We start from the raw sequence: 21634 nt of genomic DNA on the forward strand, positions 1-21634 counted from the left end.
ATGCTTAATCTGGGTAATGACGAGGTTCGTGCGACTCGCTCGGCCACCAGGGCGCGCGACGCGCCACGCGGGCCAAACGAGACGGGAAAGCGCCGCGCGCCTTCCCGTTTCGCTTACGTCGATTATTTCGCGATCGATGTGCTCTTCAGGCGGCCGAATGCCCCTTCGATGAGGGCCTTCTGCTGCTCGTAGTGCTTCGCGTAGTAGCCAACTGCCGGCGAGGCCGAAGCCGGGCGGCCGCTGTATGCCAGCTTCTGCCCTTCCTTCATGCCTTCCTTCAGGTGGTGCTCGACGTAGAACCAGGGGCCCTGGTTCTGCGGCTCGTCCTGCACCCAGACCACTTCAGTCGCGTGCTCGTACTTCTTCATTTCCGCTTCGAACTGCTTGTGCGCGAACGGATACAGCTGCTCGATACGGATGATCGCGACGTCGTTCGCCTTCGCTTCGCGACGGTGCGCGACGAGGTCGTAGTACACGCGGCCCGAGCATGCCAGCACACGCTTGACCTTCTTCGGGTCGATGCCGCCGTCGGTTTCGCCCAGCACCGGCTGGAACGAGCCCTTCGCGAGCTCGGACAGATCCGACACCGCTTCCTTGTGGCGCAGCAGCGACTTCGGCGTAGCGATGATCAGCGGCTTGCGGAACAGGCGGATCATCTGGCGACGCAGCAGGTGGAAGATCTGCGCCGGGGTGGTCGGCTGAACGACCTGCATGTTGTGATCCGCGCACAGTTGCAGGAAACGCTCGATACGGGTCGACGAGTGTTCCGGACCCTGGCCTTCGTAGCCGTGCGGCAGCAGCATCGTCAGGCCCGACACGCGGCCCCACTTCACTTCGCCCGACGAGATGAACTGGTCGATCACAACCTGCGCGCCGTTGACGAAGTCGCCGAACTGCGCTTCCCACAGCACGAGCGTGTTCGGCTCGGCGGTCGAGTAACCGTATTCGAAGCCCAGCACCGCCTCTTCCGACAGCACCGAGTCGATCACCGTGAACTTCGCCTGGCCGTCGGCGATGTTCTGCAGCGGCACGTACGTGCCGTCGTTCCAGCGCTCGCGGTTCTGGTCGTGCAGCACCGCGTGACGGTGCGTGAACGTGCCGCGGCCCGAGTCCTGGCCGGTCAGGCGCACTGCATAGCCCGATGCGACGAGCGACGCGAATGCGAGGTGTTCGCCCATGCCCCAGTCGAGCGGCTGGTCGCCGCGCGCCATGTTGCGGCGGTCGTTGATCACGCGCTCGACGAGCGGGTGAACCTTGAAGTTTTCCGGGACCGTGGTGATGCGTTCGCCCAGGCGCTTCAGTTCGGCGAGCGGCACGGCCGTATCGGCTGCGTCCGTCCACTTGCGGTTCAGGAACGGCACCCAGTCGACCGCGTACTTGCTCTTGTAGTTCGACAGGACCGGATCGACGGTGTGGTGACCGTCGTCCATCGCCTTGCGGTACGCCTTCACGTAGCCGTCGGCATCTTCCGCGGTGATCACGCCCTGCTGAACCAGCTTCTCGGCGTACAGCGCACGGGTGCCCGGGTGCTGCGCGATCTTCTTGTACATCAGCGGCTGCGTGACCGCCGGCGTGTCCTGTTCGTTGTGACCCAGCTTGCGGAAGCACACGATGTCGATCACGACATCCTTGTGGAACTGCATCCGGTAGTCGATCGCGATCTGGATCGCGAGCACGACGGCTTCAGGATCGTCGCCGTTCACGTGCAGCACCGGCGCTTCGATCATCTTGACCACGTCGGTACAGTACAGCGTCGAGCGCGCGTCGCGCGGGTCGGACGTCGTGAAGCCGATCTGGTTGTTGATGACGATGTGCAGCGTGCCGTGCGTGCCGTAACCGCGCGTTTGCGCGAGGTTCAGCGTTTCCATCACGACGCCCTGGCCCGCGAATGCCGCGTCGCCGTGGATCTGCACCGGCAGCACCTGCAGGCCGTCGTCGTCGCCGCGACGGTCCATCCGCGCCTTCGCCGAACCTTCGACCACCGGGTTCACGATTTCGAGGTGCGACGGGTTGAATGCGAGCGACAGGTGGACCGGGCCGCCTTCCGTCGACACGTCCGACGAGAAGCCCTTGTGGTACTTCACGTCGCCGGCCGGCAGGTCGTCGACGTGCTTGCCTTCGAATTCGGCGAACAAGTCGGCCGGCATCTTGCCCAGCGTGTTGACCAGCACGTTCAGACGGCCGCGGTGGGCCATGCCGATGATGATTTCCTGCACGCCGCTCTTGCCCGCGTGCTGGACCACTTCGTCCATCGCCGCAATGAAGCTCTCGCCGCCTTCGAGCGAGAAGCGCTTCTGGCCGACGTACTTGGTGTGCAGGTAGCGCTCGAGGCCTTCGGCGGCCGTCAGGCGATTCAGGATGTGCTTCTTCTTGTCGGCCGAGAACGCCGGCGTCGCGCGCGTCGATTCGAGGCGCTCCTGCCACCAGCGCTTCTGCTCCGGATCGCTGATGTACATGTACTCGGCGCCGATCGTGCCGCAGTACGTGTCACGCAGGCCCTTGACGATGTCGCGCAGCGAAGCCTGGTCGAAACCGAAGTACAGGTTGCTTGCGCTGTACGTCTGGTCGAGGTCGCCTTCGGAGAAGTCGTAGAAAGCAGGTTCGAGCTCGGGGATGGCGGGACGTTCGCGACGCTTCAGCGGATCCAGATTGGCCCATTGCGAGCCGAGGAAGCGATAGGCGCTGATCAGGGACTGGACATGAACCTGCTTGCGCGCGGTGGCCAGATTGCTGCCGCTTTCGCGCGGGATGAAGGCATTGGCCTTCGCACGCTCGGCGAACGATTCGACGATCGGGTAGTGAGCGACGTCGTTGGCATTCGAACCGTCCGTTGCCGGCACGTTCTGCAGCGCGTCGAAATACTCTCGCCAGTTTTCCGGCACCGACGCCGGATTGTTGAGATATGCATCGTACAGTTCTTCAACGTACGAAGCATTGCCGCCGAACAGATAGGAGTTCAGCTGAAACTGCTTCATTACATCTGACATTTTACGCTCACCTTTCTTCGAGCTTCTCGAGAAATAGCGGGTTGCTCAACCTTCCGCGACACGGCCTGACCGTTTAGCGGATTGCGAATCAAGTCTTGCTTGGAAGGACCTAAACTTGCGTGCGCGCAGCATATCACAGAACCGATACCGGAGTTCGCGCCGAAATGTGCCCGAAAGCACCGCGTGGCGGGGTTTTGCCGGATTGGCACGAGGCGCAGAAACAGTGTTTTGCCGGCTATTCGGTTGCACGTCGAGCGAATGCAAAAAAGGCCGCCCGAAGGCAGCCTTTTTCGTCATGCACGGGAACGCACGATGCTCAGTCGACCGCGCCTTCACGGCTTGCGCGACGACGCTCGTGTTCCTTCAGGAAGCGCTTGCGCAGACGGATCGATTGCGGCGTGACTTCGACGAGTTCGTCGTCGTCGATGAATTCGACCGCATATTCGAGCGACATCTGGACCGGCGGCACGAGGCGCACGGCTTCGTCGGTGCCCGACGCACGCACGTTGGTCAGTTGCTTGCCCTTGATCGGGTTCACGACCAGGTCGTTGTCGCGGCTGTGAATGCCGATGATCATGCCCTCATACAGCGCGTCGCCCGGCTTCACGAACATGCGGCCGCGATCCTGCAGCTTCCACAGCGCGTACGCCACCGCGGCGCCATCGTCCTGCGAGATCAGCACGCCGTTGCGACGCTCGAACACCGAGCCTTCCTTGACCGGTGCGTACGAGTCGAAGATGTGGCTCATCAGGCCCGTGCCGCGCGTGAGCGTCAGGAATTCGCTCTGGAAGCCGATCAGGCCGCGCGCCGAGATGCGGTATTCCAGACGCGTACGGCCGCGGCCGTCCGACGCCATGTCGAGCATCTCGCCCTTGCGGCGGCCGAGCTCTTCCATCACGCCGCCCTGGTGCTCGTCTTCGACGTCGACCGTCAGCAGCTCGTACGGCTCGTGCTTCACGCCGTCGATTTCCTGCATCACGACGCGCGGACGCGACACCGCGAGCTCATAGCCTTCGCGGCGCATGTTCTCGACGAGGATCGTCAGGTGCAGTTCGCCGCGGCCCGACACTTCGAACACGGTTTCGTCGCCGGTGTCCTTCACGCGCAGCGCGACGTTGTGGTTCAGTTCCTTCATCAGGCGGTCGCGGATCTGGCGGCTCGTCACGAACTTGCCTTCGCGGCCTGCCAGCGGCGACGAGTTGACGAGGAAGTTCATCGTCAGCGTCGGTTCGTCGACGGTGATCATCGGCAGCGCTTCGGGCGTGTCGACCGCGCAGATCGTCGCGCCGATGCCGACGTCTTCAATGCCGTTGATCAGCACGATGTCGCCGGCTTCGGCCGACTCGACCTGCACGCGCTCGAGCCCCTTGAACGACAGCACCTGGTTGATCTTGCGGTTCAGCACCTCGCCTTCCGGACCGAAGCGCATCACGACCGGCTGACCCGGCTTGATGCGACCACGCGTGATGCGGCCCACGCCGATGCGGCCGACGTACGTCGAATAGTCGAGCGACGTGATCTGCAGCTGCAGCGGCGCTTCCGGATCGGCCGGGCGAACCGGCACGTGCGCGAGGATCGCCTCGAACAGCGGGCGCATGTCGCCTTCGCGGGTCGCCGGATCGAGCGACGCGTAGCCGTTCAGGCCCGATGCGTAGACGATCGGGAAGTCCAGCTGCTCTTCGGTGGCACCGAGCTTGTCGAACAGGTCGAAGGTCTGGTTGATCACCCAGTCGATCCGCGCGCCCGGACGATCGATCTTGTTGATCACGACGATCGGCTTCAGACCGAGCGCGAGCGCCTTCTTCGTGACGAAGCGCGTCTGCGGCATCGGGCCTTCGACCGCGTCGACCAGCAGCAGCACCGAGTCGACCATCGACAGCACGCGCTCCACCTCGCCGCCGAAGTCCGCGTGCCCCGGCGTGTCGACGATGTTGATGTGCGTGCCTTCGTATTCGACCGCGCAGTTCTTCGCGAGGATGGTGATCCCGCGCTCTTTTTCGATGTCGTTCGAGTCCATCACCCGCTCGGCAATCTGCTGGTTCTCGCGGAAGGTGCCGGACTGGCGAAGCAGTTGGTCGACGAGCGTAGTCTTGCCGTGGTCGACGTGAGCGATGATGGCGATGTTGCGAAGGGCGCGGGTCATAGAAACCTGAAATCGTTGAACGCGCAAACGCGCACGCTCGTCAGTCACCGGGACACGTGCGCGCGCGTTGCAGCTTGGAAACCGCAAATTATAGCACGTCGGAATGTCGAAAGCCGGACCGTCCGTTGCATCGCAGCAAGCAACGCCGCTTCGGCCGCCCCGCCGACGCGTCCCGCCCACCCGCCGGCGGCGCCCACCCGCGACAAAAACCCCGCCGCCGACAAGGTGATTCGCCCACCTTCAGCGCGGCGTTGCCTGTTCGATTAACATTTGCCGCGGCAAGCAAATTGCCCCTATACTGCTGCCTAGTCAACTATTGCAGCTTCAGGGTTTTATGTCCGATTCTCCTTCTCAATCGCCCGTTTCGCCGCTGTCCTCGTACCAGATCAACGACAGCGTCGGTTATCTGATGTCGCGCGTGAAGTCCGTGATGACCAACCTCGTCACGCAGCGCACGCAGGAAGAGCTCGGCATCACCGGCACGCAGGCGAGCATGCTGTTCATGATCGCGGTCGGCAAATGTTCGACGGCCGCGGAGCTGGCGCGCGAGTATGGGATCGACGCCAGCGCGGTCACGCGGCTGCTCGATCGCGTCGAGAAGCGCGGGCTGCTGTCCCGCGTGCGCAGCATCGAGGACCGCCGCGTCGTGCGCCTCGAGCTGACGGACGAAGGGCGTGCGCTCGCCGAGCGGTTGCCGCCCGTGTTCCGCAGCGTGCTCGACGAGCTGCTCGAGGGCTTCACGCCGGAAGAAGTCGGATTTTTGAAGAGCATGCTGCGCCGCATTCTCAGCAATTATTGCGAGAACGCGGGCAATAGCATCACGTAATAGTTGCCATAACAATTACTTTTGACAGATTAATGTAAGGAAATCCTTGCAGTGTCCATCATTCATTCCGAGTCAGGGAACAGCGCGATGAAATCCTCCACGTTGTCCGTGCGCGCCGGGTCGTGCCGCACCGCCGTCGCCGCCGCAGTTGCCGCGCTGGCGCTGGCGGGCTGCGCAAACTATATCGGCATCAAGAGCGACAAGCAGATCGCGCCCGCGTCGCAATTCGAATCGGCGCAAAGCCTGCCAGCCCAGGGCGGCCAGTGGCCGACGCTCGACTGGGCCAGCCAGTTCGGCGATCCGCAGCTGCCGAAGCTGATCGACGAGGCGCTCCAGGGCAATCCATCGATCGCGCAGGCGCAGGCGCGGATCGCGAAGGCGTCGTCGTATATCGAATCGTCGCGCTCGAACCTGATGCCGAAGGCCGAAGCGAGCTACTCGTGGACGCGCGAGCTCTATTCTTCCAATGCGCTATTCCCGCCCCCATACGGCGGCCAGTGGTACAGCGAGAACAATGTGCTCGCGAGCGCGTCGTGGGATCTCGACCTGTGGGGCAAGAATCGCGAGCGGCTGCACACCGCCGTGTCGCAGGAAAAGGCCGCCGAAGCGGACATGCAGCAGGCGCGCATCACGCTCGCGTCGTCGGTCGCCCGCACCTATAACTCGCTCGCGCAACTGTATGCGCTGCGCGACATCGCGCAGCGCGAGATCACCAACCGTCAGACGGTCGGCAAGATCACCGACGGTCGCGTGTCGGCCGGCCTCGACACGAATGTCGAGCGTCAGACCGCCCGCGGCAACATCGCGACGACGCAGGCGTCGCTGTCCGACCTCGACGGCCAGATCACGACCGTGCGCTACCAGCTCGCCGCGCTGCTCGGCAAGGGGCCGGACCGCGGGCTGCAGATCGCCGCGCCGGTGATGAACCCGTCCGGCGCGGTCGCCCTGCCCGGCAACCTGCCGGCCGACCTCGTGGCGCGCCGCCCCGACATCGTCGCCGCGCGCTGGCAGGTGGAAGCCGCGATGCACGACGTGAAGGAGGCGAAGGCCGAGTTCTTCCCCGACGTGAACCTCGCGGCCGGCTTCGGCTTCGACGCGTTCGGCTGGGGCAAATTCCTGAACTTCGCGAGCCGCCAGGCGCAGTTCGGCCCGGCCATCCACCTGCCGATCTTCGATGCCGGCGCATTGCGTGCGCAGCTCAAGGGCCGCTATGCGGACTTCGACCTGTCGGTCGCGAACTACAACCAGACGCTGATCGGCGCGCTGAACGACGTGGCGACGCAGGTCGCGTCGATCCGCGCGGTCGACCGCCAGATGGACGACGCGCAGCGTGCGCTCGATGCATCGACGCGCGCCTACGACCTGGCCGTGATCCGCTACAAGGCCGGCCTGTCGCCGCAGCTGCAGGTGCTCACCGCCGACAGCAACCGCCTCGCATCGGAACAGACGGTCACGAACCTGAAGATGCGCCGGCGCGACATGCAGCTCGCGCTGATCAAGGCGCTCGGCGGCGGCTTCGACGCAACCGGCTCGCGGCTCGCGGCGCCCGACGCAGAACAACAGAAAACGCAAACAAAGCAGGCCGCCAACTGATCCGGCGCCACCACTACGCAGACACTCGAAATAACGGACGGAGAAAATCGCCATGAGCGACCCTCAACAAAACGCGGCCGGCGCCCAGCCGCAGAACAACGGCAAGCGCAAACGGATGATGACGCTGCTGATCGCGGTGATCGTGATCGCGGCCATCGCATACGGTCTGTACTACTTCCTCGTCGCGCGTTTCCATGAGGAAACCGACGACGCATACGTGAACGGCAACGTCGTGCAGATCACGCCGCAGGTCACCGGGACGGTGATCGCCGTGAAGGCCGACGACACGCAGACGATCAAGGCCGGCGACCCGCTCGTCGTGCTCGATCCGGCCGATTCGCAGATCGCGCTTCAGCAGGCCGAGGCCAATCTCGCGCAGACGGTGCGTCAGGTGCGCGGCCTGTTCGTCAACGACGATCAGTACCGTGCGCAAGTCGCGCTGCGCCAGTCCGACCTGTCGAAGGCGCAGGACGACCTGCGCCGCCGGCTGGCCGTCGCGCAGACGGGCGCCGTGTCGCAGGAAGAAATCTCGCATGCGCGCGACGCGGTACGCGCCGCGCAGGCATCGGTCGACGCCGCGCAGCAGGAACTCGCGTCGAACCGCGCGCTGACCGCCAACACGACGATCGCGTCGCATCCGAACGTGATGGCCGCGGCCGCGAAGGTTCGCGACGCCTACCTCGCCAACGCGCGCAACGTGCTGCCCGCGCCGGTCACCGGCTATGTCGCGAAGCGCTCGGTGCAGGTCGGCCAGCGCGTGTCGCCGGGCACGCCGCTGATGTCGGTCGTGCCGCTGAACGCGGTGTGGGTCGATGCCAACTTCAAGGAAGTGCAGCTCAGGCACATGCGCATCGGCCAGCCGGTCGAGCTGACGGCCGACATCTACGGCTCGTCGGCGGTCTATCACGGCAAGGTCGTCGGCTTCTCGGCCGGCACGGGCTCGGCGTTCTCGCTGCTGCCGGCGCAGAACGCGACCGGCAACTGGATCAAGGTCGTGCAACGCCTGCCGGTGCGTATCGAGATCGATCCGAAGGACCTCGACAAGCATCCGCTGCGCATCGGGCTGTCGATGCAGGTCGACGTCGACATCAAGGACGAGCGCGGCGATCAGCTCGCCAACGCACACAACACCGTCTACGAGACCGACGTATTCGCGAAGTACGGCGACGAAGCCGACGCGGAAATCGCCCGCATCATCGCCGCGAACGCCGGCGGCAACGCGCCGGCATCGGCCGCGGCTGCGGCGAAGACGGGCACCGCCGCGAAGATGATGTAACGGCTTCGACACCGGACAACTACCGACATGGCACAGGCTCCAGTCTCCTACCCGCCGCTGCAGGGCGGGCAACTCGTGCTCGGAACGATCGCGGTGTCGCTCGCCGTGTTCATGAACGTGCTCGACACGTCGATCGCGAACGTTGCGATCCCGACCATCTCGGGCGACCTCGGCGTGTCGTCCGACCAGGGCACGTGGGTCATCACGTCGTTCGCGGTCGCGAACGCGATCTCCGTGCCGCTGACGGGCTGGTTGACCGACCGCTTCGGACAGGTGCGCCTGTTCCTCGCGTCGATCATCCTATTCGTCATTTCGTCGTGGATGTGCGGGCTCGCGCCGACCCTGCCGTTCCTGCTCGCGTCGCGCGTGCTGCAGGGCGCGGTCGCCGGGCCGATGATTCCGCTGTCGCAATCGCTGTTGCTGTCGAGCTATCCGCGCGCGAAAGCGCCGATGGCGCTCGCGCTCTGGTCGATGACGACGCTGATCGCGCCGGTCGCGGGGCCGATTCTCGGCGGCTGGATCTCGGACAACTACTCGTGGCCGTGGATCTTCTACGTGAACATCCCGGTCGGCATCGCCGCTGCGCTCGCCACGTGGTCGATCTATCGCACGCGCGAATCGACGGTGCGCCGCGCGCCGATCGACGGCGTCGGCCTCGCGCTGCTGGTGCTGTGGGTCGGCTCGCTGCAGATCATGCTCGACAAGGGCAAGGATCTCGACTGGTTCGCGTCGACGACGATCGTCGCGCTCGCACTGATCGCCGTCGTCTCGTTCGCGTTCTTCGTGATCTGGGAGCTGACCGCCGAACATCCGGTCGTCGACCTGTCGCTGTTCCGCATCCGCAATTTCACGGGCGGCACGATCGCGCTCGCCGTCGGCTACGGTCTCTACTTCGGCAACCTCGTGCTGTTGCCGCTGTGGCTGCAGACGCAGATCGGCTACACCGCCACCGATGCGGGCCTCGTGATGGCGCCCGTCGGCTTGTTCGCGATCCTGTTGTCGCCGCTGACCGGCAAGTTCCTGCCGCGCACCGATCCGCGCTATATCGCAACGGCCGCGTTCCTGACGTTCGCGCTGTGCTTCTGGATGCGCTCGCGCTACACGACCGACGTCGACGAGTGGTCGCTGACGCTGCCGACGCTCGTGCAGGGCATCGCGATGGCCGGCTTCTTCATCCCGCTGGTGTCGATCACGCTGTCCGGCCTGCCCGGCCACCGCATTCCCGCGGCATCGGGCCTGTCGAACTTCGTGCGGATCATGTGCGGCGGCATCGGCACGTCGATCTTCCAGACCGCGTGGGATCACCGCAACAACTTCCACCACGCGCAACTGGTCGAGCAGACCAACGTGTACAACCCGACGTTCAATCAGGCCGTCACGCAGATGGGCAAGCTCGGGCTGACGCCGGACCAGGCGCACGGCCTCATCAACAACATGGCCACGCAGCAGGCGGCCCAGCTCGGCGTGAACGATCTGTTCTACATCTCGGCGGCGATCTTCGTGCTGCTGATCGGACTGATCTGGATCACCAAGCCCGAACGCGCGGGCGGCGGCGATGCGGGTGCGGCGGCGTCGGCGGCGCACTGAGCGGCACGCGCGAACGCATGCAATGCAAAAGCCCGGCAACAGCCGGGCTTTTTTCGTTCCGACGCCGCGCTTGCGCGCGGCCGGTCAGGCGGCCGTCACGACGAGACGCTCGGGTGCGAGCACGCCGCTCGCCTTGCGTGCGACGCCCAGCAGCCGCTGCGCGTCGTACACGCGCACGCGCGCGCCTTCGGCCGCATCGATCGGATCGAGCGCCGACAGCGGCAGGCGCTGCCCGTGCAGGAACCGCTTCGCGCTGGCGTCGTCGAGACGCACCAGCGGGAACGTCGACAGCAGCGCGTCGACCGGCTGAAGCCACGCGTCGCGCGCCGCTTCGGCAGCGTCCGACAGTGCGTCGAGCGTCACCGCGTGCTCGAGCGTCAACGCGCCGACCCCGGTACGGCGCAGCATCGTCAGATGCGCGCCGCAACCGAGCGCTTCGCCGATGTCCTCGGCGAGCGTACGCACGTAGGTGCCCTTGCTGCAGGTCACGCGGAACGTCACGTCCGGCAGCGCGCAATCGAGCAGGTCGAGCGCATGGATCGTCACGTTGCGGCCTTCGCGCTCGACGGTCTGTCCGGCCCGCGCATATTCATACAGCGGCTTGCCGTCGCGCTTGAGCGCCGAGTACATCGGCGGCACCTGCACGATGTCGCCGGTGAAGCGCGCGAGCGCCGCCGCCACTGCCGCGCGATCGCATGCGACCGCGCGCGTCTCGAGCACGTCGCCTTCCGCGTCGCCGGTGGTCGTGCGCACGCCGAGACGCATCGTCGCTTCGTAGGTCTTGTCCGCTTCCAGCAGGTCCTGCGAAAACTTCGTCGCCTCACCGAAGCACAGCGGCAACAGCCCCGAGGCGAGCGGATCCAGCGTGCCGGTATGACCGGCCTTCTTCGCGAGCAACAGGCGCTTCGCGCGTATCAGTGCGTCGTTGCTCGACAGGCCGACCGGCTTGTCGAGCAGAAGCACGCCGTCGAGCGCGCGCCGCGGCACGCGCGGACGTTGGGGAGCTGCAGTCGTCATAGGCGCGTGCGCTCAATCGTCCTGCGCGGGCGCGCCGGCTTCGTCGTCGTCCTTCGCGCGCGTCGAGTTGGCTTCCTTGATCAGCCGCGACATCTCGACGGCCTTCTCGATCGTCTGGTCGTAATGGAAATGCAGCGTCGGCACCGTATGAATGTGCAGGCGCTTGAACAACAGGTTGTGCAGATGGCCCGACGCGTGGTTCAGCGCTTCCTGCGTCTTCTCGGGATCGCCGGTGAGCGCCGTGAAGTAGACCTTCGCGTGCGCGTAGTCCGGCGTGAGTTCCACGCTCTGGATGGTCACGATGCCGATGCGCGGATCCTTGACCTCGCGCATGATGAGCTCGGACAGATCGCGCTGAATCTGGTCGGCGATCTGTACGTTGCGATTGGGGGAAGTACGTTTCCTGGACATGATCGATCCGTGATCCGTTTATCAGGATGAAGCGGCGCACCGTTGGCGCGCCGCCATGAAAATGGGCGGGACAGGCCCAAGCCTGCCCCGCCCACGAGCCGATACGCGACGATTACAGCGTACGGGCGACTTCGGTCACTTCGAAGACTTCGAACTGGTCGCCTTCGACGATGTCGTTGAAGTTCTTCACCGACATACCGCACTCGAAGCCTTGCTTGACTTCCTTCACGTCGTCCTTGAAGCGCTTCAGCGATTCGAGTTCGCCCGTGAAGATCACGACGTTGTTGCGCAGCACGCGCACCGACGACGAGCGCTTGACGATACCGTCGGTGACCATACAGCCGGCGACCGTACCGATCTTCGGCACCTTGAACACCTGGCGCACCTCGACCATGCCGGTGATGACTTCGCGCTTCTCCGGTGCCAGCATGCCCGACATCGCCGCCTTCACCTCATCCACTGCGTCATAGATGATGTTGTAGTAGCGGATGTCGATGCCGTTCGCTTCGGCCAGCTTGCGCGCCTGTGCATCCGCACGCGTGTTGAAGCCGATGATGACCGCCTTCGATGCCGTCGCGAGGTTGACGTCGTTTTCGCTGATGCCGCCCACCGCGCTGTGCACGATCTGCACACGCACTTCGTCGGTCGACAGCTTGAGCAGCGACTGCACGAGTGCTTCCTGCGAGCCCTGCACGTCGGCCTTGATGATGAGCGGCAGGTTCTGCACTTCGCCTTCGCCCATCTGCTCGAGCATGCTTTCCAGCTTCGCGGCCTGCTGCTTCGCCAGCTTGACGTCGCGGAACTTGCCCTGGCGGAACAACGCAATTTCGCGCGCCTTGCGCTCGTCCGGCAGCACGATCACTTCCTCGCCTGCGCCCGGCACTTCCGACAGACCCTGAATTTCGACCGGGATCGACGGGCCGGCTTCCTTCGTCGGCTTGCCGTTCTCGTCGAGCATCGCACGCACGCGGCCGTAAGCCGAGCCTGCCAGCACGATGTCACCGCGGTTCAGCGTACCCGACTGCACCAGGATCGTCGCGACCGGGCCCTTGCCCTTGTCCAACTTCGCTTCGATCACGATACCCTTGGCCGGCGCCTCGACCGGTGCCTTCAGTTCCAGCACTTCGGCCTGCAGCAGCACGTTCTCGAGGAGATCGTCGATGCCTGCGCCCGTCTTCGCCGACACCGGCACGAACGGCGAATCGCCGCCGTACTCTTCCGGCACGACGCCTTCCGCGACCAGCTCCTGCTTGACGCGATCCGGGTTCGCTTCCGGCTTGTCGATCTTGTTGATCGCCACGACGATCGGCACACCGCCCGCCTTCGCGTGAGCGATGGCTTCCTTCGTCTGCGGCATCACGCCGTCGTCGGCCGCCACCACCAGCACCACGATGTCGGTCGCCTTCGCGCCGCGTGCACGCATGGCCGTGAAGGCCTCGTGACCCGGCGTGTCGAGGAACGTGATGACGCCGCGCGGCGTTTCGACGTGGTATGCGCCGATGTGCTGCGTAATGCCGCCCGCTTCGCCTGCGGCAACCTTCGCGCGGCGGATGTGGTCGAGCAGCGAGGTCTTGCCGTGGTCGACGTGACCCATCACCGTGACGACCGGCGGACGCGGCAGCTGCTCGGCGTCCGAACTCGTTTCGCCTTCGACCAGCAGCGCTTCCGGATCGTCCAGCTTGGCCGCGACCGCACGGTGGCCCAGTTCCTCGACGACAATCATCGCCGTTTCCTGGTCGAGCACCTGGTTGATCGTGACCATCTGGCCCATCTTCATCATCACCTTGATGACTTCCGAGGCCTTGATCGACATCTTGTGCGCGAGATCGGCAACCGAAATGGTTTCCGGCACGTGTACTTCACGCACGATCGGTTCGGTCGGTGCCTGGAACGTCGATGCGCTGTCCTGGTGACGGCCGCGCCCCTTCGGGCCGCCGCGCCAGCCGCGGTCGACGCCGCCGCTCGAATCGCCGCGCGTCTTGATGCCGCGACGCTTCGCTGCGTCGTCCTGCCAGCCGCCCTTGCCGCCGCCCGGCTTCTTGTTGCGGTCGCCCGCGCCTGCTGCCGGCGCCTGCGTCGTGGCCGGCGTCGCACCGGCCGGCTTCTTCACGGCCGGACGTGCCTGCACGCCTGCGCCTGCCGGCTTCGCCGGCTTGTGCAGCGTGCCCTTCGCCTCGGCGGGCTTCGGTGCCTCGACCGGCTTCGGCGGCTCGACGGCCTTCACGACTGCCTTGCGCGGCGTGTTCATCATTTCGCGAATCGCGCGCGCTTCGGCTTCGGCCGCCTCGCGACGCTTGCGAATCTCTTCCTGCTCGGCGCGCGCCTTGTCCGCCGCCTCTCGGGCTGCGTCCTCGGCCTTCTTCGCCGCTTCGCGCTGCGCTGCACGCTCGGCAGCCGCGCGTGCTTCTTCCTGCGCGGACTGCGCGCCCGGCGCTTCCTGCTTCGCTTCGGCGGCTTGCTGCGCGGCAGCCTGCTGCGCCGCTGCGGCTTCCGCCGCCGCACGCTTGGCCGCTGCCTCTTCTTCGGCACGACGGCGCTCGGCTTCGGCCGCTTCCTCGCGGGCGCGGCGCTCGGCTTCTTCACGCTCGAGGCGCTCTTGACGCTCGCGCAGCTCCTGCGCCTGCTGCTCGAGCAGCTCGGCTTCGCGGCGCGCTTCTTCCTCGCGACGCTTCAGTTCTGCATCGTCGTCCGCTTCGGCGACTTGCGCCTGACCCTGTTCCGCACCTTCGGCGACGTCGTCGCGCTTGACGAACGTACGCTTCTTGCGGACCTCGACCTGAATGGTGCGAGCCTTGCCCGTCGCGTCAGACTGCTTGATCTCCGACGTATGCTTGCGGGTCAGCGTGATCTTGCGCTTGTCGCCGTCGGTTGCGCCGTGCGACTTGCGCAAATGATCGAGCAGACGCGCCTTGTCCGTCTCGGACAGCGCATCGTCTTCACTCGCTTTCTGGACGCCCGCTGCCTGCAGCTGTTCGAGCAGCACACCAGCAGGCATTTTCAGTTCCGCGGCAAATTGGGCTACGTTGTTACTCGCCATTCATTCCTCTTAGTGCAAGGACCGATTCCTTGCGGTTAGCATCGGGTCAGGCCATACGGCCGCCATCAAATCAGTGCGCCATGGTCATTTCTCACTGGAACCAATGTTCACGTGCTTTCATGATCAACGCCTTAGCGGCATCCTCTTCCACTCCGGTCATGTCGACCAGTTCATCCACAGCAAGCTCGGCGAGATCGTCGCGCGTCTGCACGCCGTGTTCGGCCAGCTTCGTGAGCAACTCCGGCGTGATGCCGTCGAGGCTCTTCAGATCCAGCGCAGCGTTCTCAACCTTTTCTTCGTTCGCGATCGCCATCGTCAGCAGCGCGTCGCGTGCGCGGTTGCGCAGTTCGTGCACGGTGTCCTCGTCGAACGCCTCGATTTCGAGCATTTCGTTGAGCGGCACGTAGGCGATCTCTTCGAGGCTCGTGAAGCCCTCGTCGATCAGGATGTCGGCGACTTCTTCATCGACGTCGAGACGCGCCATGAACAATGCACGCAGCCGTTCGCGTTCTTCGCCCTGCTTCAGGGCGGATTCGTCCGGCGTCATGATGTTGATTTGCCAGCCGGTCAGTTCGCTGGCAAGGCGAACGTTCTGACCGCTGCGGCCGATCGCGACGGCCAGCTCGTTCTCGTCGACGACGACGTCCATCGAGTGCTTTTCTTCATCGACGACGATCGACTGGACGGCTGCCGGCGCGAGCGCGCCGATCACGAACTGGGCGGGATCCTCCGACCATAGCACGATGTCGATGTTTTCGCCACCGAGCTCGTTGCGCACGGCCTGCACGCGCGAGCCGCGGATGCCGACGCAGGTGCCGATCGGATCGATGCGCTTGTCGTATGCGATCACGCCGATCTTCGCGCGCACGCCCGGATCGCGCGCGGCCGCCTTGATCTCGAGCAGGCCCTGCTCGATTTCCGGCACTTCCATCTCGAACAGCTTCATCAGGAACTCGGGCGCGGTACGCGACAGTTCGATCTGCGGGCCGCGCGCGGTGCGGTCGACCTTCGCGATGTACGCACGCACGCGGTCGCCCACGCGCAGGTTTTCCTTCGGGATCAACTGGTCGCGGCGCAGCAGCGCTTCGACGCGGCCCGATTCGACGATGAAGTTGCCCTTGTCGAGGCGCTTGACCGTACCGGTCATGATCTTTTCGCCGCGCTCGAGGTAGTCGTTCAGGATCTGCTCGCGCTCGGCGTCGCGCACCTTCTGCAGGATCACCTGCTTGGCAGCCTGCGCGCCGATCCGGCCGAACTCGATCGACGGCACCGGTTCCTCGATGAATTCGCCGACTTCGACGTCGGGCTTCTGCTCACGTGCTTCGAACAGCAGGATCTCGCGATCCGGCTCCTGCAAGCCTGCCTCGTCGGGCACGACGAGCCAGCGACGGAAGGTTTCGTGCTCGCCGCTTTCGCGATCGATATGGACGCGGATTTCGGCGCCTTCGTCGAACAGCTTCTTGGAAGCGGAAGCGAGCGCGGCCTCGAGGGCGCCCAGCACCACATCCTTGTCGACGTTTTTCTCGCGCGCCAGCGCATCCACCAGCATCAACACTTCGCGACTCATTATTTGCGGCTCCTAAAGTCAACTTGCGGAATCAGGCGGGCTTTGTCGATATCGGCCAGCGTGAAATCCAGCATGGCGGCCTCGCCCTTATTCCTCTCAAATTCCAAACCGATCGTTTCGCCATTCGGCGCGTGCAGAATGCCCCGGTACGTCTTGCGCCCGTCCAGCGGCTTTTTCAAGGTCACGGAAACTTCGCTGCCGGCGAAGCGCTCGAAGTCGGCCAGTTTCTTCAACGGGCGGTCGAGCCCCGGGGACGAGACTTCGAGCCGTTCGTAATCGATGTTTTCGACCGTCAAGACGTGCTGGAGCTGACGCGTCACCTTTTCGCAATCGTCGAGCGAAATGCCGGCAGGCTGATCGATATAGATGCAAAGCATGCCGCGCCCGGTGCGCTCGAGATCCACGAGCTCATAGCCGAGCCCGGTGACCGTGGTTTCTATCAGTTCCGTCAGTTGCACAGTGTCCTCTCAGGTGTTCGCGCCCGCCGCTCGCGATTCACCCGCGGGCGCGCGCCTTAGCCGGCGCAGGAAGCGCTACCCGAGATGCCTAACCGTTTCAGCAAAAAAAAATGGGCGGAACGCCCATCTTCTCTTACTGGTGGTCGCACCTGAGCCGCACATTGAATCCGTACGCCCAGCGACTCCGCGATTATAGCGTTTTTTAGCGCAATCGCCAAGCCAGCCGGTTAAAGCAGCGTTCAGCCCGCCTTTACCGGCCAAAAATGCGAAGCCGGACTGTCCGACCACGCGGCACAATCCGGCAACACGACATATATACAGTCGAAAACAGCGGGCGAGATACCGGCCGAATCGGCGTGCGCCGATTTCGCCGGCACATCGGCGGCGTCATGCCGCCATCGCGCCGCCGTCGTTTGCGCGAACGGTCAGCGACCGCGCGAGCGATTGCGCTGCGGACGCTGGCCGCCGCGCGCACCGCCGTTGCCGGCGCCGTCGGCACGATTGCCGTTCGCGGTGCGCGGGCCGCCCTTGCCGGCGCCTCGCTTGCCACCCGCGCCTTCACGCTTCGGACCGGCGCCATACGACGCACGATTGCCGTCGACATCGCGACCGCCCGAGCGATTGCCATAGCCCGACGGCGCAACCGGCAGGCTGCCGTAGCCGCTCAGGCCAGGCAGGCCGGGCGCGCCGCGCCGGCCGCCGCCGCGACGCGGCTGATCGAGCTGACCATGCGTCGTCAGCACCGGCTCGCGGCTGATGAAGCCCATCGACGTCTGCATCGGATCGGGTTGGCGGCGCTCCTGCTGGCCGCCGGCGCGCTTGCCCTTTTCTTCGGACGGCGCCTTCAGGCCGACGGTCGCCATCAGCTTGCGCACCTGCGCCTCGTCGAGCTCTTCCCAACGACCGCGCTTGAGCCCGCGCGGCAGCGGAATCGGGCCGTGACGCGTGCGGATCAGGCGGCTCACCATCAGGCCGGCCGCCTCGAACATCCGCCGCACTTCGCGGTTGCGGCCCTCGGCCAGTGCGACGTGATACCAGTGGTTCGTGCCTTCGCCGCCGCCATCGCGGATGCGCAGGAAGTTCGCCGGACCGTCGTCGAGCTCGACACCGTGCAGCAGCTTCTGACGCATCCCCTCGGACAGCTCGCCGACCACGCGCACCGCGTATTCACGCTCGACGCTGTAGCGCGGATGCATGAAACGGTTCGCGAGATCGCCCGACGTCGTCAGCATCAACAGACCTTCGGTGTTGAAGTCGAGACGGCCGACCGCCAGCCATTTCGCCGTCTTCATCGGCGGCAGGCGATCGAACACCGACGGACGACCTTCCGGGTCGGCGTGACTGACGATTTCGCCGGTCGGCTTGTGGTACAGCAGCACGCGCGGCGGCTTGTTGGGCAGCTTGCGCTTGACCGGCTTGCCGTTGATGCGGACCTGGTCGGTCGGCATGATGCGCTGGCCGATGTGCGCGGGCTCACCGTTCACCGACACGCGGCCGGCGACGATCAGCTCTTCCATTTCGCGGCGCGAACCCATGCCGGCTTCCGCCAGCACCTTGTGGAGCTTCGGCGCATCGTCGTCCGGCGACAGCACGCGCTTATTCGCCGGCTGGGCGCGGCCGCGGCGCAGCATCGGCGCACGCACGCCGCTGCCGCCCGCGGCGTTGTCCGCGTCGAACGCCGGCGACGTCACGTAGGCGAACAGATCGTCCTGCGATGCCGCTTCGGTGCCGGCATTCGCGACGGCGCCGTCGGTTTTGGCCGCGCCGCCGCGCCGCCCCTGACCGCCCTGCGCGGCCTTGGCCGCACCTTCGCGCTTGCCGGCCGGCTTGCGGCCGCCCTTGGCCGCTGCGTCCTTGCGCGGCGCACGCGCGGGTTGCGCGTCGGCAGCGTCGGCCGGCGGCGCATCCGCGGCTTCGCCGCCTTGCGGTTCGCCATCAGCGCCCTTCGATTTGGCAGCAGCGCGCCGGCGCGCGATCAGGCTGCGCGGGCCGCGCCGCAGGCCGCGACGGGGACGTTCGTCACCACCCGCGGCGCCAGCGTCCTGCTCCGGCGCATCGTCGGCACGCGCGGCCTGCACGGCAGGCGCGGACGATTCAATATCGTGGATATCTGTCAAAACAACCTCAAAATGTCAGGTCTCGCGCCCGGCCCGGGCGCGGCAAGAAGTCGGCCGCGATCAGGCGCGGCGCTGTTCGGGTTCTGCTTCGTCGTCGGGCAGCGCGTCGGCGCCGCGGGGCGCGCTCGCACTGCGTACGGCATCGGCCAGGCTGTCGGACGTATCGTCCAGCATCTCGCCGTCCGCGGGACGGGAGCGCGAGGCATCGGCCTGGCCAGCCTCGCCCGGCATGTCGCCGGCCGCTTCCGCTCCGTCTCCGGCAGCCGCATCGGCGGCCGGCTTGCGGTCTTCCTCGTTCCATTGCTCGTGCAGCGACTCGGGCTGCACGCCGGCCGGCGCTGCTTCGGCGCCGCCCTGCTCCGCCTGGGCGCGATCAGCTTGCAGCGTATCGCGATTCGGCGTTTCCTGCGTCGACGCTGCGCCCGTGGCAGCGTCGACCGGCAATTCGGTCGGTGCGTCATGCGGCTCGTCGGCCGCCGGTTCGACGGCCTCCGGCTCCGCTTCCGCAACCGCCGCATCGCCGTCGAAATCCATCGCCTGTTGGGCAAGCAGCGCGGCCTCGATGTTCGCCGCGGGCTCCTCGAGCGCCGGCAGATCGTCGAGCGCCTTCAGGCCGAGGTCGTCGAGGAACTGCTTGGTCGTCGCGTACAGCGCCGGGCGGCCCGGCACGTCGCGATGGCCGATCACCTCTATCCAGCCGCGATCCTCGAGCTGCTTCACCACCTGCGTATTGACCGTGACGCCGCGAATCTCTTCGATGTCGCCGCGCGTGACCGGCTGCCGATACGCGATGATCGCGAGCGTTTCGAGCACCGCGCGCGAATATTTCGGCGGCTTCTCGGGATGCAGGCGATCCAGAAAATGGCGCATCGCCGGCTTACTCTGGAAGCGCCATCCGGTTGCCAGCGCCACCAGTTCGACGCCTCGGCCGGACCAATCCTGTTTCAGATCTTCGAGCAACGTGCGGACCGTGTCAGCCGACACGCCGTCGGCAAAGAGCTTACGCAAATCGCCGAGCTTCAGCGGCTCCTGCGCACAGATCAAAGCAGTCTCGAGGACGATCTTCGCCTCTTGGGTATTCATGCAGCTAGGCCAGACCCTGTGGTCAAACGAACCGGATCAACGAACAGACGAAAGGAACGGAAGACGCGCTCGCCCGATTCTGATCGGTCATATTGATGGGAGCACGAACCGGGGGCGGCGAACCAACTTCAAGCCAGGCCCAAACCGGACGGAACAGCACGGCTCAACGGCGGAACCGCGTGACTGAGCGCCATATTACGCAAAATTGCCCGGTGCGTAAAGATAAGCCGATCGCACTACTCCGCCTCATACCACGCTGCTCCATTCCGGCTGCGGTGCGGGTCGGCCATGCGGCACAGTGTCGGCGTCGGCGCGTGGCGTGCACGCAAGCGGTGCTCGAAAATCGGCGTCGAAACACACGACCCACGCCGTAGACGCACATGCGCACAACCCACGCCTAGTCCAGATCCTCCGCCCTCGACGGCATCTGGCGCACCAGCTCCCAGATCGCCTGCGCGGCGGGCGACAGCGACCGGTCACGGCGGCGCACCAGTTCCACGGTGCGCTCGGTGCGCGGCGTGAGCGGCCGCGCGAGCAGCGTCGATCCGGCGGGCAGCGGCAACGACAGCCACGGCTGCACGCTCACGCCGACGCCGGCTTCGACGAGCCCGAACACGGTCGCCGAATGACCGAGTTCCTGCACGACCGTCGCATTGACGCGGTGAGCGGTCAGCGCGGCGTCGATCAGCGGCCGGCTTCCGGACGCGTGGTCGAGCAGCACGAGGCGCTCACCCTCGAGCGCCGCCCACGGCACCGAGTTGCGCGCCGCGAGCGGATGATCGGCGCGCGCTACGAGGCAGAACGAATCGGTCATCAACGGTTCGCAGACGAGATCGCCGGCAGCGAGCGGGCCGATGACCACGCCGAAATCGACTTCGCTCGATTTCACCTTGCGCAGCACGTCGCTCTGCACGTCGTCGCGCAGCCCCAGCGTGACGAACGGAAACTGGCGCTCGCACGCCGCCACGACGCGCGGCATCAGTCGGCAGGCAATCGTCGGGCTCGCGGCGACGATCACGCGCCCGCGCCGTTGTTCGCCGATGTCGCGAATTTCACGCAACGTATCGTCGAGATCGTCGATCAGGCGCGACACGCTCGCGATCAGATTGGCGCCGACGTCGGTCAGCTGCACGTCGCGCGTGGTCCGGTCGATCAGTTTTAGCCCGAGCTCGGCCTCGAGCTCACGCACGCACCGGCTGACCGCGGACTGCGTGAGCCCGATCTCGTCGCCCGCGCGGCTGAAGCTGCTGAGCCGCGCGACTTCGATGAATACGCGAAGCTGCCGCAGCGTTACGTTCATCTCCACCCCTCATCAATCGTCGCCATCGATGCGCGATTCTAATGCCTGCCGAGCGACGACACGCCGATCGAGCGCCTATCGGCCATGTTTCGCTGCGGTGCAATATCACCGCAAACGCACGTGACGCGGGCGACTTGCACAAGATTGGTGATTGTCCCGATTTGCTGGCGGGTTATTTTGGCGTCTTATACGCCCCTAGCTGACTTAGCCGTCAGCCCGCTGCCAAGCGGCT

Annotated in this window: 14 protein-coding genes; 4 read left to right on the plus strand and 10 right to left on the minus strand. The window is 65.6% G+C overall.

Annotated elements, in window-relative coordinates; translation table 11 throughout:
• Window positions 1-122: 122 nt before the first annotated feature.
• The gene (locus MBR110_RS10460; RefSeq protein ID WP_014722930.1) at window positions 123-2987 is read right to left on the minus strand and encodes a 2-oxoglutarate dehydrogenase E1 component; all 2865 of its coding nucleotides are present in this window, start codon (window positions 2985-2987) and stop codon (window positions 123-125) included.
• Between the two features lie 316 nt (window positions 2988-3303).
• Window positions 3304-5130, minus strand: coding sequence for a translational GTPase TypA (typA, locus tag MBR110_RS10465; protein ID WP_011884600.1), 1827 nt, complete (start codon window positions 5128-5130; stop codon window positions 3304-3306).
• A gap of 334 nt (window positions 5131-5464) precedes the next feature.
• Between typA and MBR110_RS10470 the strand changes: the two genes are divergently transcribed.
• The 4 genes from MBR110_RS10470 (at window position 5465) to MBR110_RS10485 (ending at window position 10412) form a co-directional block, all read left to right on the plus strand.
• Entirely contained in the window at window positions 5465-5956 is a 492-nt protein-coding gene (locus MBR110_RS10470) for a MarR family winged helix-turn-helix transcriptional regulator (protein WP_014722928.1), read from the plus strand.
• 87 nt (window positions 5957-6043) lie between these two features.
• Window positions 6044-7549, plus strand: coding sequence for an efflux transporter outer membrane subunit (locus MBR110_RS10475; RefSeq protein WP_059463907.1), 1506 nt, complete (start codon window positions 6044-6046; stop codon window positions 7547-7549).
• A gap of 52 nt (window positions 7550-7601) precedes the next feature.
• Window positions 7602-8825, plus strand: a complete 1224-nt coding sequence (locus MBR110_RS10480; protein ID WP_011884593.1) for an HlyD family secretion protein — start codon at window positions 7602-7604, stop codon at window positions 8823-8825.
• A gap of 27 nt (window positions 8826-8852) precedes the next feature.
• Window positions 8853-10412: a DHA2 family efflux MFS transporter permease subunit gene (locus tag MBR110_RS10485; RefSeq protein WP_011884592.1), complete on the plus strand. Its 1560-nt coding sequence runs from the start codon at window positions 8853-8855 to the stop codon at window positions 10410-10412.
• A gap of 84 nt (window positions 10413-10496) precedes the next feature.
• On the opposite strand, the gene truB is transcribed toward MBR110_RS10485, so the two are convergent.
• From truB to MBR110_RS10525, 8 genes are all read right to left on the minus strand, one after another.
• Window positions 10497-11429, minus strand: coding sequence for a tRNA pseudouridine(55) synthase TruB (gene truB, locus MBR110_RS10490; protein ID WP_014722924.1), 933 nt, complete (start codon window positions 11427-11429; stop codon window positions 10497-10499).
• A gap of 12 nt (window positions 11430-11441) precedes the next feature.
• The gene (rbfA, locus tag MBR110_RS10495; protein ID WP_011884590.1) at window positions 11442-11840 is read right to left on the minus strand and encodes a 30S ribosome-binding factor RbfA; all 399 of its coding nucleotides are present in this window, start codon (window positions 11838-11840) and stop codon (window positions 11442-11444) included.
• 112 nt (window positions 11841-11952) lie between these two features.
• Entirely contained in the window at window positions 11953-14877 is a 2925-nt protein-coding gene (infB, locus tag MBR110_RS10500) for a translation initiation factor IF-2 (RefSeq protein ID WP_014722923.1), read from the minus strand.
• Between the two features lie 91 nt (window positions 14878-14968).
• Entirely contained in the window at window positions 14969-16444 is a 1476-nt protein-coding gene (gene nusA, locus MBR110_RS10505) for a transcription termination factor NusA (protein ID WP_011884586.1), read from the minus strand.
• Window positions 16444-16902 (minus strand): ribosome maturation factor RimP, encoded by a 459-nt coding sequence (rimP, locus tag MBR110_RS10510; RefSeq protein ID WP_011884583.1) that lies wholly within the window; start codon window positions 16900-16902, stop codon window positions 16444-16446. Before rimP ends, nusA begins: the two co-directional genes overlap by 1 nt.
• Window positions 16903-17327: 425 nt before the next feature.
• On the minus strand, window positions 17328-19019 hold the full coding sequence (gene rluB / locus MBR110_RS10515; RefSeq protein ID WP_034195583.1) for a 23S rRNA pseudouridine(2605) synthase RluB: 1692 nt from the start codon (window positions 19017-19019) through the stop codon (window positions 17328-17330).
• A gap of 60 nt (window positions 19020-19079) precedes the next feature.
• Window positions 19080-20102 carry an SMC-Scp complex subunit ScpB gene (gene scpB / locus MBR110_RS10520; RefSeq protein WP_034195584.1) on the minus strand — a complete coding sequence of 341 codons (1023 nt, stop codon included), beginning with the start codon at window positions 20100-20102 and terminating at the stop codon, window positions 19080-19082.
• A gap of 397 nt (window positions 20103-20499) precedes the next feature.
• A complete protein-coding gene (locus MBR110_RS10525) occupies window positions 20500-21402 on the minus strand; it encodes a LysR family transcriptional regulator (protein WP_034195585.1) in 903 nt (300 codons plus the stop codon).
• Window positions 21403-21634: the final 232 nt, after the last annotated feature.

Source organism: Burkholderia sp. MBR-1 (assembly GCF_013822785.1).
GTDB lineage: Bacteria > Pseudomonadota > Gammaproteobacteria > Burkholderiales > Burkholderiaceae > Burkholderia > Burkholderia vietnamiensis.

Coding starts and splice junctions, on each gene's coding strand:
- MBR110_RS10480 (WP_011884593.1), top strand. CDS start 7,602: ATGAGCGACCCTCAACAAAACGCGGCCGGCGCCCAGCCGCAGAACAAC.
- MBR110_RS10470 (WP_014722928.1), top strand. CDS start 5,465: ATGTCCGATTCTCCTTCTCAATCGCCCGTTTCGCCGCTGTCCTCGTAC.
- scpB (WP_034195584.1), bottom strand. CDS start 20,102: ATGAATACCCAAGAGGCGAAGATCGTCCTCGAGACTGCTTTGATCTGT.
- rbfA (WP_011884590.1), bottom strand. CDS start 11,840: ATGTCCAGGAAACGTACTTCCCCCAATCGCAACGTACAGATCGCCGAC.
- nusA (WP_011884586.1), bottom strand. CDS start 16,444: ATGAGTCGCGAAGTGTTGATGCTGGTGGATGCGCTGGCGCGCGAGAAA.
- truB (WP_014722924.1), bottom strand. CDS start 11,429: ATGACGACTGCAGCTCCCCAACGTCCGCGCGTGCCGCGGCGCGCGCTC.
- MBR110_RS10485 (WP_011884592.1), top strand. CDS start 8,853: ATGGCACAGGCTCCAGTCTCCTACCCGCCGCTGCAGGGCGGGCAACTC.
- typA (WP_011884600.1), bottom strand. CDS start 5,130: ATGACCCGCGCCCTTCGCAACATCGCCATCATCGCTCACGTCGACCAC.
- MBR110_RS10460 (WP_014722930.1), bottom strand. CDS start 2,987: ATGTCAGATGTAATGAAGCAGTTTCAGCTGAACTCCTATCTGTTCGGC.
- MBR110_RS10525 (WP_034195585.1), bottom strand. CDS start 21,402: ATGAACGTAACGCTGCGGCAGCTTCGCGTATTCATCGAAGTCGCGCGG.
- infB (WP_014722923.1), bottom strand. CDS start 14,877: ATGGCGAGTAACAACGTAGCCCAATTTGCCGCGGAACTGAAAATGCCT.
- MBR110_RS10475 (WP_059463907.1), top strand. CDS start 6,044: ATGAAATCCTCCACGTTGTCCGTGCGCGCCGGGTCGTGCCGCACCGCC.